The 16,804-nt window shown below is 65.9% G+C and carries 16 protein-coding genes; 8 read left to right on the forward strand and 8 right to left on the reverse strand.

Annotated elements, in window-relative coordinates; translation table 11 throughout:
- From ABXH26_RS00500 to nifJ, 3 genes are all read right to left on the reverse strand, one after another.
- Complete coding sequence (locus ABXH26_RS00500) at positions 1-675, reverse strand: LURP-one-related family protein (RefSeq protein WP_353565057.1); 675 nt, start codon at positions 673-675, stop codon at positions 1-3.
- Positions 676-834: 159 nt separating this feature from the next.
- Positions 835-1,830, reverse strand: coding sequence for a dihydroorotate dehydrogenase-like protein (locus ABXH26_RS00505; protein ID WP_353565058.1), 996 nt, complete (start codon positions 1,828-1,830; stop codon positions 835-837).
- A gap of 75 nt (positions 1,831-1,905) precedes the next feature.
- Positions 1,906-5,487 (reverse strand): pyruvate:ferredoxin (flavodoxin) oxidoreductase, encoded by a 3,582-nt coding sequence (gene nifJ / locus ABXH26_RS00510; RefSeq protein WP_353565059.1) that lies wholly within the window; start codon positions 5,485-5,487, stop codon positions 1,906-1,908.
- Positions 5,488-5,626: 139 nt separating this feature from the next.
- Between nifJ and ABXH26_RS00515 the strand changes: the two genes are divergently transcribed.
- Complete coding sequence (locus tag ABXH26_RS00515) at positions 5,627-5,815, forward strand: hypothetical protein (protein ID WP_353565060.1); 189 nt, start codon at positions 5,627-5,629, stop codon at positions 5,813-5,815.
- A gap of 70 nt (positions 5,816-5,885) precedes the next feature.
- Here the strand turns inward: ABXH26_RS00515 and ABXH26_RS00520 are convergent, their stop codons facing one another.
- From ABXH26_RS00520 to ABXH26_RS00530, 3 genes are read right to left on the reverse strand one after another with little or no spacing between them, the layout of a single operon-like run.
- Positions 5,886-6,500 carry a RibD family protein gene (locus ABXH26_RS00520; protein WP_353565061.1) on the reverse strand — a complete coding sequence of 205 codons (615 nt, stop codon included), beginning with the start codon at positions 6,498-6,500 and terminating at the stop codon, positions 5,886-5,888.
- A 39-nt stretch (positions 6,501-6,539) separates the two neighbouring features.
- A complete protein-coding gene (locus ABXH26_RS00525) occupies positions 6,540-7,322 on the reverse strand; it encodes a hypothetical protein (protein WP_353565062.1) in 783 nt (260 codons plus the stop codon).
- Positions 7,319-8,551, reverse strand: coding sequence for a thymidine phosphorylase (locus ABXH26_RS00530; protein ID WP_353565063.1), 1,233 nt, complete (start codon positions 8,549-8,551; stop codon positions 7,319-7,321). The genes ABXH26_RS00525 and ABXH26_RS00530 overlap by 4 nt, the downstream gene beginning before the upstream one ends.
- Positions 8,552-8,891: 340 nt before the next feature.
- On the opposite strand from ABXH26_RS00530, the gene ABXH26_RS00535 reads away from it, so the two are divergent.
- The 7 genes from ABXH26_RS00535 to ABXH26_RS00565 are packed head-to-tail and all read left to right on the forward strand — an operon-like array spanning position 8,892 to position 15,268.
- Complete coding sequence (locus ABXH26_RS00535; protein ID WP_353565064.1) at positions 8,892-9,653, forward strand: DUF3450 family protein; 762 nt, start codon at positions 8,892-8,894, stop codon at positions 9,651-9,653.
- The gene (locus ABXH26_RS00540) at positions 9,650-11,005 is read left to right on the forward strand and encodes a MotA/TolQ/ExbB proton channel family protein (protein WP_353565065.1); all 1,356 of its coding nucleotides are present in this window, start codon (positions 9,650-9,652) and stop codon (positions 11,003-11,005) included. Before ABXH26_RS00535 ends, ABXH26_RS00540 begins: the two co-directional genes overlap by 4 nt.
- Complete coding sequence (locus ABXH26_RS00545) at positions 11,002-11,550, forward strand: MotA/TolQ/ExbB proton channel family protein (RefSeq protein ID WP_353565066.1); 549 nt, start codon at positions 11,002-11,004, stop codon at positions 11,548-11,550. Before ABXH26_RS00540 ends, ABXH26_RS00545 begins: the two co-directional genes overlap by 4 nt.
- Positions 11,547-11,951 (forward strand): ExbD/TolR family protein, encoded by a 405-nt coding sequence (locus tag ABXH26_RS00550; protein WP_353565067.1) that lies wholly within the window; start codon positions 11,547-11,549, stop codon positions 11,949-11,951. Before ABXH26_RS00545 ends, ABXH26_RS00550 begins: the two co-directional genes overlap by 4 nt.
- Positions 11,948-12,670 carry an energy transducer TonB gene (locus ABXH26_RS00555; RefSeq protein ID WP_353565068.1) on the forward strand — a complete coding sequence of 241 codons (723 nt, stop codon included), beginning with the start codon at positions 11,948-11,950 and terminating at the stop codon, positions 12,668-12,670. Before ABXH26_RS00550 ends, ABXH26_RS00555 begins: the two co-directional genes overlap by 4 nt.
- The gene (locus ABXH26_RS00560; protein ID WP_353565069.1) at positions 12,667-14,028 is read left to right on the forward strand and encodes a tetratricopeptide repeat protein; all 1,362 of its coding nucleotides are present in this window, start codon (positions 12,667-12,669) and stop codon (positions 14,026-14,028) included. The genes ABXH26_RS00555 and ABXH26_RS00560 overlap by 4 nt, the downstream gene beginning before the upstream one ends.
- Position 14,029: 1 nt before the next feature.
- A complete protein-coding gene (locus ABXH26_RS00565; RefSeq protein WP_353565070.1) occupies positions 14,030-15,268 on the forward strand; it encodes a tetratricopeptide repeat protein in 1,239 nt (412 codons plus the stop codon).
- Positions 15,269-15,361: 93 nt separating this feature from the next.
- On the opposite strand, the gene ABXH26_RS00570 is transcribed toward ABXH26_RS00565, so the two are convergent.
- On the reverse strand, positions 15,362-15,616 hold the full coding sequence (locus ABXH26_RS00570; protein WP_353565071.1) for a DUF6364 family protein: 255 nt from the start codon (positions 15,614-15,616) through the stop codon (positions 15,362-15,364).
- Positions 15,617-15,647: 31 nt separating this feature from the next.
- The gene (locus ABXH26_RS00575) at positions 15,648-16,781 is read right to left on the reverse strand and encodes a PepSY-associated TM helix domain-containing protein (RefSeq protein WP_353565072.1); all 1,134 of its coding nucleotides are present in this window, start codon (positions 16,779-16,781) and stop codon (positions 15,648-15,650) included.
- Positions 16,782-16,804 lie beyond the last annotated feature (23 nt).

Genomic DNA, 16,804 nt, shown 5'->3' on the forward strand with positions numbered 1-16,804 from the left:
CTAACCCCGCCGGCGCTCCAGAAGCACCAGCATCAGGAAGCTGAGGACCAGGTTGAGTTCCTCGCGCGGCGAAAGATCGCCGAGTTTTTCAATCTGGAAGCGACCCTCCCAGAACGCGGGCTTTTTGGTGAGACGCATGGCTGGCCCGCCATTGCTACGAGCGGCGGTATATCGAGGATGGAAAAGGTAGCCCGACAAAATGCCGACGAGGGGGATCTCGCCAAGAATGGAGTCGAAGACCTTGGACCACGGGTTTTCCTCACGGATCGAGAAGTCGGGCGTGTCGTCGCCGGGGTTGAAGGCCTCGTAGTGCGCCTTCCAGATCGAGCGCCAGCCGCGGCGGCCGACGGACCCGATCGGCTGCCCGTGGGCGTCGGTGGAAAAATAGCGGGCGGACCAGTCGATGACCTTGTTGGCCTTGATCTCCGCGAGCAGGGTGGAGCGGGTGCTGTCGGTGAAAATCTCCACGTGCTCGCGGAACTTGAACATCTTTTGCTTGGTGTAGAGCACGGTGCGGCCGGTGGCGTCGGTGACGGTGGCCTGGCTCGCCAAGGCGAGGATTTTGAAGCTGAGGGTCAGCGGGTATTGGATGCCCGCGAGCTGGCGGGCGATGTCGTCCTTGTGCAGCGGAGGCGGAACGGACGAGGAGGGCGGAGCGTAGGGATTGTCGGTCATGGGGCAAAGATGGACCGATTCCATCCCAAAGCCGTCAATCTGCAAGGATGGAAGGAACGCGCCGCCGGAGGGCTTGTTGGGAATCGACGCCGTCACCCTTTCTGGGAGGCGGGTTCTCCATGCCATGCCTCCCAGGATGCCCAGCGCCGCGCCAACGTGCTAATCCGCGGTCCAGCTGTGGAGGACCATGGCATAGTTGCCGCGCTCGATGGCTTCGGGGTCCGGCGCGTTCTTGTGGCTCATGCAGCCGCGGAGCTGGTCGAGATGATCGTAGTCGTGATCGCCGAGCCACTCGGTCATGCCATCGACCAGCGTGCGGAGGTGCTCGGGGCCGTATTGGAGGAGGCCGGAAACGGTTTGCACGGTGGTGGCACCGGCCATCAGGCCCTTGATCACGTCGGTGGGCGTATGGACACCGCCGCTGAGCGACATCTCCAGCTCGGTGCGGCCGTGCAGGATGGCCAGCCAGCGGAGGCGGAGGTTGAGCTCGGAGGAGTCGGAGAGGCGCAGCGTCGGTTCCGTGCGGAGTTCCTCGAGGTCGATGTCCGGCTGGTAGAAGCGATTGAAGAGGACGATGGCCTGGACGCCGATCTTTTCCAGCCGCGCGACGAAGTGGGGGATGGAGGTGAAGAAGGGCGGCAGCTTGACGGCGATCGGGATATCGATGCCCTCGCGGGCGGTGCGGACGGATTCGATGAGCCGCTCCTCGACCTCGGCCGAGCTTTCGTATTTGTCGGCGGAGATATGATAAAGATTCACCTCGAGCGCGTCGGCCCCGGCGGCGGCGATGAGCTTCGGATATTCGCTCCAGCCGTCCGGGCTGATGCCGTTGACCGAGGCGATGACGGGGATGTCGACCGCGGCCTTGAGATGGGTGATGCGGGAAAGGTAGTCATCGGGCCCGAGCCGGTATTCCTCCGGCTCGGGCAGGTAGCTGAGGGCCTCGGCATAGGAGTTCTCGGCCTCGTCGATGGCGGCGAAAGCAGCCCGCTGCTCGAGCACGATCTGCTCTTCAAAGAGCGAGTTCATGATCAGGCAGGGCGCGCCGCAGTCCTCGAGACGGCGGGCGCTCCCGAGGTCGCCGGTGAGCGGTCCCGCTCCCGGGATGATCGGATGCTTGAGCGGAAGTCCGAGATAAGTGGTTTCGAGGTTCATGGTGGAGAGGGAGATTGTAGATTGAGGATTTTAGATTGTAGATTGCAGAAGAAGACACTGGCTACTGGCTACTGGCTACTCTGCTTCTTCAGTGGTGACGGCGGCTTCTTCGGGGAAATGGATGGCGGCCATCTGTTCGAGGAGCTTCCAGCGGTGCTTCGCGCTTTCCTGGGCCTGCTCGGCGAGGCTCTTGAAGCGCTGCGGGTTCATTTTTTCGATCATGCGGAAGCGGGTCTCGTTGCGCATGAAGTCGGCGGTCTTCGCCTTCGGCTCCTTCGAGTCGAGGATGAGCGGCGGCTGGCCGTCGGAAATACGGCGGGGATCGTACCTGAAGAGTGTCCACAGGCCGGAGTCGACGAGCAGCTTCTGCTGGTCCATGCCGAGCGAGAGGTCGAAGCCGTGGGCGATGCAGTGGCTGTAGGCGATGATCAGCGAGGGGCCGTTCCAGGCCTCGGCCTCGCGCATGGCCTTCACGACCTGGCTGTCCTTGGCGCCCATGGCGACGCGGGCGACGTAGACGTTGCCGTATTGCATGGCCATCAGGCCGAGCTCCTTTGGCGCGCTGCCCTTGCCACTGGCCGCGAACTTGGCGGCGGCGCCGATCGGCGTGGCCTTGGAAGCCTGGCCGCCTGTGTTCGAGTAGACCTGGGTATCGAGGACCAGCACATTGACATCGCGGCCCTGGGCGAGGACGTGGTCGAGGCCGCCGTAGCCGATGTCGTAGGCCCAGCCGTCGCCGCCGACGATCCACACGGACTTGCGGACGAGGTAGTCGGCGAGGAGCTTGAGCGTGGACGCCTGCGAGCCGGAGGCGGTGGCGAGCTTTTGTTTCAGCACGGAAACGCGGGCTCGCTGGGCTTCGATGCCGGCTTCGTCGGACTGGTCGGCATCGAGCAGGTCGCGGACGAGGTCATCGCCGAGTTCCGGGGCGAGCTGGGCGACCAGCATCTGCGCGGCTTCGTTTTTCTGATCGACCGCGAAGCGCATGCCGAAGCCGAACTCCGCGTTGTCCTCGAACAGCGAGTTGGCCCAGGCCGGGCCGCGGCCGTCGGCGTTCTTGGCGTAGGGCGTGGTCGGCAGGTTGCCGCCGTAGATCGAGGAGCAACCGGTGGCGTTGGCGACGAGCAGGCGGTCGCCGAAGAGCTGCGTGAGCAGCTTGACGTAGGGCGTTTCGCCGCAGCCGGCGCAGGCACCGGAGTATTCGAAGAGCGGGCGCAGGAACTGCGAGGACTTCACCTCTCCGTGGTTGAGCTTCGAGCGATCCGGATCCCGCAGCGTGTTGAGGAAGAAGTCGTAGTTTTCCCGCTCCTGCGCGCGGACGTCGAGCAGCGGCGTCATGTTGAGCGCCTTGCGTTTCGGCTGCTGGCGGTCCTTGGCCGGGCAGACGACCGTGCACAGCTTGCAGCCGGTGCAGTCTTCGGGGGCGATCTGGATGGTATATCCCGAGCCGGGGAAATCGCGCATCTTGAAGTCGGCGGACTTGAAGGTTTCCGGCGCGCTTTCCAGTTCGGACTTGTCGTAGAACTTGGCGCGGATGGCGGCGTGCGGGCAGGCGAGCACGCACTTGTTGCACTGGATGCAGAGGTCCGGCTCCCAGGCGGGGATCTCGTGGGCGATGGCGCGCTTTTCCCACTTCGTGGTGTCGGTCGGCCACACGCCATCGGGCGGGAAGGCGGACACGGGCAGCAGGTCGCCCTTGCCTTCCATCATCACGGCGGTGACGCGCTTGACGAAGTCCGGCGCGTCGTCCGGCACGGTGGCGGCGCGCGGTTCGCCCTCGAGCGTGCCGGGGATGGGGACCTCGTGGAGGTGCTGCAGCGACATGTCGACCGCGGCGAAGTTCTTGCGAACGATCTCGTCGCCCTTCTTGGCGTAGGTTTTCCGGATGGCGTCCTGGATTTTCGCGATGGCTTCATCGCGGCTGAGCACGCCGGAGATGGCGAAGAAGCAGGTCTGCATCACGGTGTTGATGCGGCCGCCCATGCCGGCTTCGCGGGCGACCTCGAAGGCGTTGATCGTGTAAACCTTGAGGTCCTTCTCGACGATCGCCTGGCGGGCTTCGAGCGGAAGCTTGTCCCAGAGTTTGTCCGGCGCGTAGGGCGCGTTGAGCAGGACGGTGGCCCCGCGGGCGGCGCAATCGAAGACGTCGTATTTTTCCAGGAACCCGAACTGGTGGCAGGCGACGAAGCTGGCGGTATCGATGAGATACGGCGCGCGGATCCGCTCGGGGCCGAAGCGCAGGTGGGAAACGGTGACGCCGCCGGATTTCTTCGAGTCGAAAACGAAGTAGCCCTGCGCGAAGTTGTCGGTTTCCTCGCCGATGATCTTGATCGAGTTGCGGTTGGCACCGACGGTGCCGTCCGAGCCGAGTCCCCAGAAGACGGCGCGGACGACCGAGTCCGGCTCGATGCTGAAGGAGGGATCGTAGCTGAGCGAGAGATGGGTGACATCGTCCTCGATGCCGACCGTGAAGCGGCGCTTCGGCTGCGGCTTGGCGAGTTCGTCGAACACCGCCTTGACCATGGCGGGGGTGAACTCCTTCGAGGAAATGCCATATCTTCCGCCGATGACGCGCGGCATGGCGAAGGGCAGCGTGCCGGTGTCCAGGGCTTCGGCGAGGGCGGAGGAAACGTCGAGGTGCAGCGGTTCGGCGGGCGCTCCGGGTTCCTTGGTGCGGTCGAGGACGGCGATGGATTTCACCGTGGCCGGCAACGCCGCGAGCAGGGCGGCCTGGTCGAACGGGCGGTAGAGCCGGACGCGGATCACGCCGACCTTTTCGCCCCGGGCGGCGAGGAATTTCACGGTCTCTGAAACCGTCTCGCCGCCGGAGGCCATCACGATGATCACCTTTTCCGCGTCGGCCGCGCCGACATAGTCGAAGAGATGATAGTGACGGCCGGTAAGTTCGCCATACTTGTCCATCGCGGCTTGCACCTTGCCCGGAACGGCGTCGTGGAAGACATTGCAGGCCTCGCGCGCCTGGAAGTGGGCGTCGGGGTTCATCGCGGTGCCGCGGACGGTGGGGGCGTCGGGCGTGAGGCCGCGCTGGTAGAAGGCGAGGCGGTCGGTATCGTCGATCATTCCCCGCAGGACATCATCGCCGACGGTCTCGATTTTCTGAACCTCGTGCGAGGTGCGGAAGCCGTCGAAGAAGTGGAGGAAGGGGACGCGGGTGGAAAGCGTGGCGGCGTGGGCGATGGCCGCCATGTCCTGGGCCTCCTGCACCGAGGCGGAGGCGAGCAGGGCGAAGCCGGTCTGGCGGACGGCCATCACGTCCTGGTGGTCGCCGAAAATGGACAGTGCGTGGGTGGCCAGCGAGCGGGCGGCGACGTGCATGACGAAGGGCGTCAGTTCGCCGGCGATCTTGTACATCGCGGGGATCATCAGCAGCAGACCCTGCGAGGAGGTGAAAGTCGTCGAAAGGCAGCCGGCCTGCAGCGTGCCGTGGCAGACGGCGCTGGCACCGCCCTCGCTCTGCATCTCGATCACCCGCGGGATCGTTCCCCAGATGTTCTTCTGGCCGCGGGTCTCGAACACGTCGGCGAGTTCGGACATCGGGGAGCTGGGGGTGATCGGGTAGATGGCGATCGTTTCGCTGAGACGGCAGGCCACGGAGGAGACGGCCTCGTTGGCCTCGAGGGTTGCGTGCTTTTTCACGGCAACAGTCAACGTCAAGGGGCCAAGGAGTGGCTTCGCGCGATTGCCGATTCGCGTCGCGGGAATTGCTGGGGACGAGCCGGCGGAAGGCTCGATTCCCGCTTGTCGGGGGCGGGGAGGGGGCCTAAACGAAGCGGCGATGAAACTTTTCTGCCTGCTTGCCGCTGCCGCCGCGTTCGCCGCCGTTTCGTGCGAACGTCACGACTGGGAGGAAACGAAGGTGCTGCACGAGGAGCACGGAGCCCACGGGGAACACGCGGAGCACGGAGAGCACGCGGAGCATGGGGATGAGGGGCATGGAGCCGGGCACGAGGAGGAGGAGCACTGAGCCAGCCTTCCGCGCGAACTTTTCTTCAGGCCGTCTTCCCCGGGGAAGACGGCCTTTCTTGTTGGGGAAATCAGGCCCGGCGGTAGCTGAGAAAACACTCGCCGAGGTCGGGGCGCGGTTCGAAGTGGGTCAGCTCGAACTGGCGTGAGGCCGGGAGGAAGTCGCCGGGCGGGCCGGTGATCCCGGGGGCTTCGCGGCCACCGAAAAGCGTGTGAGCAGCCCAGGTGAGGTGGATCTCGTCGATGGCGTCCAGCTCCGCCAACTCGCGGACGAGGGTCGCGCCGCCCTCGCAGTGGAGCTTTTCCACGCCGTGGTCGCGGTGGAGGGTGGCGAGGAAATCCGGAAGGCTGGAGTGATGGGGCGTGGTGCCCCCGATGGAGGTCGGCGGATGGTAAATGCCGAGGAGGTGGATCGGTCCGCCCTCGGTGTGGAAGAGCGGGTGGGCGGGGTCGAAGCGGCCTTTTCCGGAGACGACACAGCGCAGCGGGTTCTGCGGGGCGGTCATCGTCATGCGGTCGGCCTCCAGTGTGCCGCGGCCGACGAGCAGCGCGTCGGCGGACTCGCGGAGGTGGAGGAAGCGGTCCTTGTCGGCCTGCGAGGTCCAGCCGGAGGCGATGCCGGCGACGGAGGTGATGCGGCCGTCGGCGGAAAGGGCGAAGTTGAGGCTGATGTGCGGGCGGGGCATGGGCTCGGGGGACGCGCCGGCTAGAGCCAGCGCTCCGATTTACTGCGGCGGATAGAGATCCTTGTTGGAGGCCTGGAATTCGGGCTTGAGGCGCAGGGTGATGGCGGACAGGTCGATGAGTTTGGCTTTTCCGAAGGTCCACTGGCCATCCCGGCCGTCGTGCGGAATGCCGGCGAGGAGGTGGACCGCGTCCTCGGTGATCTTGAGGCTGCCGGCCTTCGGCTCGAAGTAGAAGGTGCGCAGCGAACTGTCCCACGAGGTCTGCTCGACGAGTTTAGGATCGAGGTAAAAGACCGTGTGGCTGGGCAGGTGCTCGATGCGCAGGTCGGGGTAGCCGCTGCGCTGGTGGCGGCCGTCGTGGGTGAGCGGGATGCCGGCGGAGAGGTCGGGCTGGGCGTCGAGGGTTTCGAGCAGAGCATCCTCGAAAAAGTGCGAGGCCTCGTTGATGCGACGCAGCCCACGGACCGGGGAGTCGGGCCGGCCGAGGGTGGCGGCGGCGTGTTCCAGGGCGGCGGTGATCGCCTCGTGGACGCGGGCGTGGGCTTCGTTGTTCGGGTTGAAAGGGAGGACTTTTTTCCCGGAGGCGGCCTCCATGACGATGCCGAACTTGAAGCGCCGGTCATCAAGGTCCTCACCGATGAGTTGTTTCACCAACTCCGCGTCGAGCCGGTCCTTGGCTCTGGACTCGATCTTTTCGATTTCCAAAAGCGATTTCTCAAGTCGTGGCGTGGCCGGTCGCTTGGCGGGGCGGGTGAGGCCCCAGACGAACACGCCGAGAAATCCGGCGAGGATGATCAATCCGATGATTTTCCCGGGCTTCATGGTTCGATTCCCAATCCTTCCAATACCAGCGCCTCGGCCATGTCGTAGTCCGATTTGTGGCGGCAGTGGACCCGGCAGATGGGGTCGCCCTGATGGACGTGCTCGCCGATTTTCACCAAGCGATCGAAGCCGACGGCGAAATCCACGCCCGAGTCGGCACGCGAGCGGCCGGCACCGAGCTGGAGCGCGGCCTGTCCGATCAGGCCGGCATCGACCCGCTTCACGGTGCCGGTGTCCGGAGCGGGAATTTCGAGGATGAGGTCGGCGCGGTGGATTTCCGCCAGGCGCGGGAGGTCGTCGGGATTTCCTCCCTGCGCGGCGACGAGCTGGTCGAACTTCGCGCGGGCGGTGCCGTCGTCGAGCAGCGCTTGGAGTTCGTCGCGGGATACGGGCGCGATGGCTTCCGCGAGATCGAGCACCAGTTTCCGCAGATCGGCGGGGCCGCCGCCGTCAAGGCATTCGAGCGCTTCGATGACTTCCAGCACGTTGCCGACCGCCCGGCCGAGCGGCTCGGACATGGGGTTGAGGATGGCTTTCACCTCGACGCCCATCTCCATGCCGACGGCGATCATGGCGTCGGCGAGCTTGCGGGCGTCCTTCTCCGTTTTCATGAACGCGCCGGAGCCGAACTTCACGTCGAGCACGAGGCGGTCGAGCGACTCGGCGAGCTTCTTCGACATGATCGAGGCGGTGATCAGCGGGATCGAGGCGACCGTGCCGGTGACGTCGCGCAGGGCGTAGAGTTTCCGGTCGGCGGGGCAAAAGCGCTCGGTTTGGCCCATCATGCAGACGCCGATCTCGCCGAGCTGCTTCTGGGCTTCGTCGAGCGAGAGTCCGGTGCGGAAACCGGGCATCGATTCGAGTTTGTCGAGCGTGCCGCCGGTGATGCCCAGGCCGCGGCCGGAGACCATCGGAACCCGCGCCCCGGCGGCAGCGAGCAGCGGGGCGAGGGGCAGCGAAACCTTGTCGCCGATGCCGCCGGTCGAGTGCTTGTCGATCACCGGCGGGCCCTTCGGGTGCTGGAAAACATCGCCGCTTTCGAGCATGGCGCGGGTTAGGGCGGCGGTTTCGACCGGATCCATGCCTTGGAAAAAAACCGCCATGGCGAAGGCGGCCATCTGGTAGTCGGGGACGGAGCCGTCGACATAGCCATCGACAAGGTGGCGGATCTCGCTGGCGGACAGCGTTTCTCCGTCGCGCTTGCGGGAGATCAAGGTCGGGACATGCATGATGAGTGCAGCTTGGAAGCGGTCCGGCGAAGGCACAAGCCCGGGCGGAAAAGGAGCGCCGATTATGAAATCGGCATCGCCTCGCCAACGGAGCTGGAAGGCATCTCGGTAGGGAGGCTCGCAGCTTCTTGAAATCGAGACCTTCGAGGCTCTCTATCGACAAGTCGCCTTGTCTCGGGATGAGGTGATGCCGATTTCATCATCGGCGCTCCTGCGCCATCGACTTCTTGGTTGACCGGCTGGGGGGCTTCCATCATGACGCCGTCACTAAATGAGACTCGTTCGCAAGATTGGTCAGGAGAGATTTCGGTCGGGCCCTGGTTCAGCTATTGCAAATTTTATGCGATACGCTAACGAGGCGTCCATGCAGATATTGACCCTTGCTGCGTTGGCGCTGTTCGGCGCTTTTCCGGTCGAAGCTTCACCCGATGTTCAGATCGTCGAGCTGCGGGAAACGATCGCCCAAATCGTGGACGTGAAGTCGCAGGTTTCCGCCGAGCGATCGGGATGGGAAACGCGCAAGGCGGAGATGAACGAGCTGCTCGGACTGCACCGCCGTGAGCTGGAACTTTTGAACGAGGAGCTGGAAAAATCCGGCACCTCGACCGGCGACTACGACGCGCGGAAAACGGAGGCCGAGCAGGAAATCGCGAAGCTCAAGGCGGCCCGGCGGACGGCCGGCGAGGCGGTGGCGCGGAACCGTGAGCGCGCGCTGGCGCTGGCCGCGATGTTTCCCAAGCCGCTGGCCAAGGAGGCGGAGGTCGAGCGGCTCGCCCTCGAGGGTTGGAAGCCCGGCGACGAGCCGCGCGACGGCCTGCAGGCGATCCTGGGCCTCGTGACCAAGGCCGAGCAGTTCAACCGCCGGGTCAACCGCGCGAGCGAGGTGCGGGACGGCCGCGAGGTGGAGGTGCTCTACCTCGGGCTGGCGCGCGCCTACTATGCCGACCGTAGCGGAAACGCGGGCATCGGAGTGCCGGCGGAGGGCGGATGGAAATGGGAGGGCCGGCCGGAACTGGCGGGCGAGATCGTGAAGGCCTTCGACGAGTTGGACCGCAAGCGTCCGCCGGAGTTGGTGGAGCTGCCGGTGAAGATCCAAGATTGAGACGCGCGATGAAGCTGGGAAAAACGTTGATGTTCGCGGCGCTGCTGGCGTCGCCGGTGGGAGCCCAGGTTTCCGTGCCGCAGGCGCTGGAAACGGCGAGGAAGGATCTCTCCGCGGCGCTGGAGAAGCTGGAGTCGGTGCGCAGTGAAATCACCAAGGAAAAGCCGGCGATGTCGAAGGAGTTCGAGGAGGTCGAGCAGGAGCTGGGCGAGAAACGTCGGCTGGTGCGGATCGCGCGGACCGCGGTGGAGGATCGCGAGCAGGCCATGCGACAACTCGAGCGCGAGCGGGCGGTGCGCAGCCAGGATGCCGGCTATCTGGCCGGGCTTTTGAAGGATCACGCGCTGAAGATCGGTACGTTGGCGGGACCGGGCGAGCCGGCCTTGGCGGTCGATGAGGAAACGCTGGCCAGGGAAGCGGATGACCCGTCGCAGGCGCTCGGCGAGCGGCTGGAGGTGGTCGATGCCTCCTTGGAGCGGCTCGAAAAGTTGATGGGCGGCTCGATCGCTGAAGGCGAAGCGAGCACCGAGGATGGCGAGGTGGTGAAAGGTCAATTCGCCGCCGCCGGGCCGCTGGCATGGTTCGAGGGCGGCAATGTCTCGGGAGCGGTGGTTGGGGAACGCGGCGAGAGCCTGCCGAAGGTGCTCGGCGAGGCCGGCGTTGGCGATCTTTTCAAGGGCGGCGAGGCCGAACTGGGGCTCGATGTCACCGGGGGCAAGGCGCGGGCGCTCGACGAGGTCGGCGGCGGGCCGATCGACCTGGTGAAAAAGGGTGGCCTGTGGGTCTGGCCGATCCTGCTGCTGGCGGTGATCAGCCTGGTGCTCGGCATCCTGAAGGTCATCCGTTTCGCCGGCTACCGCGAGCCGGGCGATGCCTGGGTCACGGCGATCCTCGCCGCGTTGCGGACGGGCGACCGCGACAAGGCCGCGGAGCTGGCCGCGAAGCCCGCCCATCCGGCGGCCGGCGTGATGCGGAAGCTCGTCGAGCTTTCCGGAAATACGGCGGACGTCGTAGAAGAGACGCTCTACGAGCAGCTCATGAGCGTGCAGGACAAGGTTTCCTCGCTGCTGCCGGTGATCGCGGTGACCGCGGCCACCGCGCCGCTGCTCGGGTTGCTGGGCACGGTATCCGGCATGATCCGCACCTTCAACCTGATCACCGTGTTCGGCTCGGGCGATCCGAAGCCGCTGGCCGGCGGGATTTCCGAGGCGCTGATCACGACCTTGTTCGGCCTGATCGTGGCCATCCCCGCGCTGATCCTGCACGCGTTCCTGTCGCGCCGCAGCCAGGGGATCGTGCAGACGACCGAGCGGCTCGGGCTTTCCTTCGTCAACGCACAGCGCTCGAAATGAAGAACGCGATCCTGACCACGCTCAATGAAGGCGGGCTCACGCTGTGGGCGCTGCTGGTGCTGGCGGTGATGATCTATTCGCTGGTCTTCGTGGTCTGGTGGCATGGTCGGAAACTCCGGCAGCGCGTGAATGACGGGGCCTGGAAAAAATCGCCGGTCACCACCGGTGGATTGCCGTGGGCCAGGGAAACGCCGGGCATCCGCGAGTGGACGCGGCGATTCGCGACCTTCGAGCTGGAAGAGGTGGCCTGGGTCGAACGGCGCCTGCCTTTCCTTGGCGTGCTCATCGCCGCCGCTCCGCTGCTCGGGCTGCTCGGCACGGTGGCCGGCATGCTGGTGAGCTTTTCCGGCATGGCCGCGGGTGGCCATGCGCCGCCGATCGACACGATTTCGGCCGGCATTTCCAAGGCGCTCGTCACGACCCAGGCCGGGCTGGTGATTGCGGTGCCGGCCGCCTTCCTGCTGGCGCTGCTGAAGCGGCAGGCGGAGTCGACCCACCTGGAGCTGCAACGCCAGCTGCATGAAGAACTGAAGCAAGGAGCATGAGACGTTTCCGACACAGCACCACCAGCGACACCGTGAGCACGGTGGACATCTCGCCGCTCATCGACGTGGTGTTCCTGCTGCTGATCTTTTTCATCGTGACCACCGTGTTCGTGAAGGAAACCGGCGTCGAGGTTTCGAAGCCGCGCGCGGCGAGTTCGCAGGACCTCGAAAAGCAGGCCATCCTGATCGCCGTGACCTCCGAAGGTCGCGTCTGGCAGGGAGGCCGGGAGATCGGCATGGACGGCGTGCGGGCGGTCGTTTCCACCCTGCTCGAAGAGGACGGCCAGGTGCCGGTGATCATCCGCGCGGATGCCGCGGCGCCGACCGAGTCGACCGTGAAAGTCATCGACGCGTCGAAGCTGGCCGGCGCGGAATCCGTTTCCCTGGCGACCGAGAAATGAAGATTTCGGGCATCCTCGTGGGCATCGTGGTGGCGGCCTTGTTGCTGGCGCTGCTGGGGCTCACGCGCCTGCTCACGCCGAGCGGAAAGGTGCCGGACATCGAGCTGCGGGAGATCGAAATCACGACCCTGCCCGAGCCGCCGCCTCCGCCGCCGGAAGAGCCGCCGCCCGATGCGCCGCCACCGCCGCCGGCATTGACGGAGGTGGCCGAAGTGCCGGACCCGACCCTGGTGCCGATTCCCAAGGCCGACGTGCCGATGGACATCACGATGCCGGTCGATCCGTTTTTCACCGACGTGGCGCCCGCGCCGCTGGCGGTGGTGAAAGAAGCGCCCCGCCCGCGTCCGAGGCCGGTGGCGAAAACGCCGAGCCGCCCGACCCCGCGACCCGCCTCCAAACCGCGCCCGGCCCCGAAGCCGGCGATGAAGTCCACTTACTCGGTGGGCGAGTTGGATGGGAAGCCGCGGCTGCTGCGCCACGGCCGGGCGAGCTTTCCGTCATCGCTGGCGCGAAAAGGCGTGAGCCAGGGCACGGTGACCTTGCGCGTCGAGCTGAGCACCAGCGGCGGCGTGCGCGTGCTGGGGGTGATTTCGGCCACCCACCAGGAACTGGTTTCCGCCGCCCGGCGGGTGGCTTCCGGTTCGCGGTTCACCGCGCCGACCAAGAACGGGCAAAGAGTCAAGGCGGTGATGTCGTGGCCGATTGTGATCAAGAAATGAAAACTCCAAGTTCCAAGTTCCAAGTAACGGCCCTGCTGCTGGTCGCGCACCTTGCGCACGGAGCCGAGCCGCTGCCGCTATCCACTTCATACTGGAAGGACCCGGCCTTCCTGAAGTCTTTCAATGGCAGCTACCGGATCGAGGCGCGGATCGAGCCGGCGGTTTCCACCGACGAGCGGGGGCTGCTGGTCGAGGTGCAGAAGTCGATGGAGGACGGCGAGCGGAAGGCGGCCTTGGCGAAATTGAAGGGCAGTTCGCTGACCGCGAAGTCGGCGGCGCTGACCTTCAACTTGGCGAACCTGTATTTCGAAACCGGCGAACTCGACGACGCGGAAAAGGCGTATCGGAAGGCGATCGAGGACTACCCGTCGTTCCGTCGTGCGCATCGGAACCTGGGCGTGCTGCTGGTGCGAAAGGAGAAGACCGAGGACGCTTTGAAGCACCTGATCGAGGCGGTGCGACTCGGGGATTCCGATGGCTCGACCTACGGGATGATCGGGTATTGCCGCCTTGAGCAGGGCGAGTGGGCGAGCGCGCTCCAAGCCTACCGGATGGCGCAGGTCAGCGAGCCGGATGCGGTGGAATGGAAAGCCGGCGTGGCGCAGTGCTTGCAGCAGCTCGATGAAACGAGCGAGGCGGTCGCGCTGCTCGACGAGGTGATCCGCCGGCGGCCGGAGGAGGCGGGCTACGCGGAGCTGCAGGCCGGGATGTTGATCGAACTCGGGCGGCTCGATGACGCGGTGAAGGCGCTTGAGCTGCCTCGCCGGCTGGGTCGGTTGAGCGGCGACGGCCTGCTGCTGCTCGCGGAGCTGAACCTCCGCGAGTCGCGATCGGAAGACGCCCTGGCGCTGGTTCCCGAGGCCTTCGCCGCCGGGACGAAGCCGACCGACGGCCGGCTGATGGCGGTGCTGGGTTTTGCGACCTCGGTGCGCGAGTGGGAAGTGGCGAGAGCGCTGCTGGAGAAGGCCAGGGAGCAGATCAAGGGCGAGGCGCCGCGACCGCTGCGCCTGGCGGAGGCGAAGCTGGAGATCGATTCGGACGAGGCACCGGACAAGGGGGTGGAAATGCTTTCCAAGCTGATCGAAGAAGACCCGACCGACGGGGTGGCGCTGCTGGAGCTCGGCAAGTACGAGGTTTCCCGTGGCAAGCCGGGCGAGGGCGAGCTGCTGTTGGAACGCGCGACGGCGGTCGAGCAGGTCGCGGCCGATGCCTGGGTGGAAATCGCCAAGCTGCGAGTCGGAGAGTCGCGCTTCGGCGCGGCGCTGACGGCGGTGGATGAAGCGCTGAAGCTGCGTCCGGGCGGATCGCTGCAGGACTACCGCGACAGCCTCGCGAAACTGGCCGACGCGGCAAACTGACATGGCCGAGGTTTTCCGACATCAGGACGGGCTCGCCTCCTCGATGGGGGACGTGCTGGGCATTTTGGAAAAGTGGCGTCACTCGCCGCCGCCCGACGATCTCGACGGCGCGGTGGCCGAGCTGGAGGCAGCGTTCCGTTTCCTGAAGGGAGCGGAGGGCTCGATGTGTGCCTCGGTGCGGCTCGGACTGGCGATGGTGCTCGGGAACCTGCATCGCGATGCCGGGAACACGGAGCAAGCGCTCCAGGCCTACGATCGCGGGGCGCAGGAAAGCGTCGATCTTTCCGAAAACCCGGCCCGCAACGAGATGGCGAACCTTCACACGAACCGGGCGATCGCCTTGCTGGGAGTCATGGATGCCGCGAGGGCTCTGGAGGACTTGGAGAAGGCGATCCGTTTGCGCGAGTCGCTGCCTCTCGACGAGGAGCCGGTGTTCCGCTGGGGCTTCGCCGCGGGCTGGATCAATCGCGGCGATGCCCTGCGGATGTTGTCGCGCCATGACGAGGCGGTGGCGTCTTACCAGCGAGGCCTGCAGGAACTGGAGCCGCTGGAGCCGGGCGAGGCCGTGAAATGGCGGCGTGCGGTGGCCTGGAACAACCGGGGCCTGGCGTTGCGGGAGTTGGCTCGCGAAGAGGAGGCGATGGCTTCGTTTGCCAAATCAATCGACGAGTTGGAAGGCGGCGAGGAACCGCGGGCCGTGATCGCGCGATCGGCGGCGATGCTGCACCGGGGCGATGATCCGCAGCAGGTGCTGGCGATCGTTTCCCCGCTGGAACGCCAATCGGCGGAGGCGGCGGAAGTATCGTTGAAAGCGAGGCATGGGCTGGCCCGGCGCCTGTGCGATAAGCTCGGCGGGTCGGAAGGCGACTGGATCGCCGACGCGACCGACCTGGTGGAAGAGGGTCTCGAGCTGGAGCGGGCATGGGAGACGGCGGGTGTGGAGTCGATGCGCCCAGTGGCCTGCGATCTCTTTCGGCTGGGCCTGCGGGTCTATCGCATCTGCCAGCCGCAGTTTTTGGCGGAGTTCGTTTTGGAAAGCCTCGACCCGGAGGTGTCGGATGGCGCGCCGGTGGACGATCCGCATTTCCAAGCCGCCGCGGTGGAGGAAGTGGGCCGGGCCTTGCGGGAGTCGCTGGAGCGCGGGGTATCCGGGGAGAGGGGTGAGAAGGAACTCGCGATCGGCAAGAGCCTGAGGGCGGCGGATGAGCGGCTGGCTGCGCTGATCACCAGTCGAGCCTGACCACCCCTTCGACATGATCGAAATGCCGGTCGCGGGACACGATGGGGCGGCCGTATTGGCGGACGAGGGCGGATAGCGCGTTGGTGTCGAGAATCATTGCCACATGCCGGAATCGACCGGGCGGAAGTCGTCCGACGCCAGCGCCTGTTGAAGATCCTTCGAGGCGGCCTTGGAAACGGTCGGGAGCGAAGCGAGCCAATCGCCCACGGATTCCGGTTCCGGCGCCGGGTCGCTCAAGGTCCGCTCCAGGCTCTCCTCGACGAATCGGCTCAGCGAAACGCCGCGCAACGAGGCGCGCGCCTTGGCTTGGCGGACCAGTTCGTCGCGGAGAATGACGGTCGTTTTCAACTTGGTAATCACGGCATGGAGGCGAAAGGTGTCAAGATCGCGACCCAAGCGACGTTCTTCTTTTCAGAAAGAACCGCCGGAAGCTGAGGGCGAAGCCGGTGTAGATGAGGATGACGGCGGCGAGGGAGGCGAGGGCGGAGATCGTCTGGCCGATCCAGCCGCCGGCCTCGCCGGTGTGGATCCAGCGGACCCAGGTGCGAAGCCGCCGGCCGGTCGATTGGCTGGCGAAGTCCTTGGTTTCTACGATGCCTCCCGTAGTGAGATCGACGGTGACCTCGCGGCGGAGATCGGGCCGGCCGCGGTGGGAGTCGGAAACGAAGAGGGTGAGCTGTTTTTTCCGCGGGAAGGAGAACTGGATCTGCCGCCAGTCCGGATCGTTCGAGGCTGCGGCTGCGATGGCCCGGTCGAGGCCGGCGGGGAGAGCAACGGGTGCCTCCCCAGGGCCGCCGCGACCGCGATGGCCTTTTCGCTCCGGAGGCTTTTCGCCGGCGGCCTTGAAAAGCAGCTCGTTGGCCCACGGGTAGGCGATCACGAGGCCGGTCGAGACGGTGACGATGAGCGGCAGCGCGAACCAGAGGCCGAGCGCGTTGTGCCAGTTCCAGTCGCGGGCGCGGCCCTTGAGGCGTGGCTGGAGGGTGGCGATGGCCTTGACGCCTTTGCGGGTCCAGCGCTTCGGGAGCCAGAGGAACAGGCCGCTGATGAGGAGGAAAAGGAAGCACAATGCCGCGGCGGACATGACCGCGCGGGAGGTCTCGCGGGCGGCGCCTTCCATCGCGAGCCAACGGTGGATGGCGGTGACGGTGCGGAAGAACTCCCGGGTGCCGGTCGCGCCTTCGCCAAGCACCTGGCCGGTGTAGGGATCGACGAACAGCGACTTCTCGCGTCCGAACTGGAAGACCACGGGGCGTTGCGGGTCGGAGCGGACGAGGTAGCCGCTCGGCCGGGCATCGGGCTGTTGGTCGCGGAGTCGTTGGTGGAGCTCGGAAACGGAGAGCCGCTGGGATTTCACCTCCACCGGATAGCGGTCAGCAGCTTCGGTGATCTGACGCTCGAAGGAGAGGACCGTCCCGGTGGCGGCCATCACGAGGATGAGCACGCCGGCGGCGAGACCGATGACGAGGTGGGACCAGAAGATGAACTTCCGGAGCAGGGGGAAGCGGTTCATTTCAGAAAAAGATGAGGGATGGG

This window comes from Haloferula sargassicola, from assembly GCF_040362925.1.
Taxonomy (GTDB): domain Bacteria; phylum Verrucomicrobiota; class Verrucomicrobiia; order Verrucomicrobiales; family Akkermansiaceae; genus Haloferula; species Haloferula sargassicola.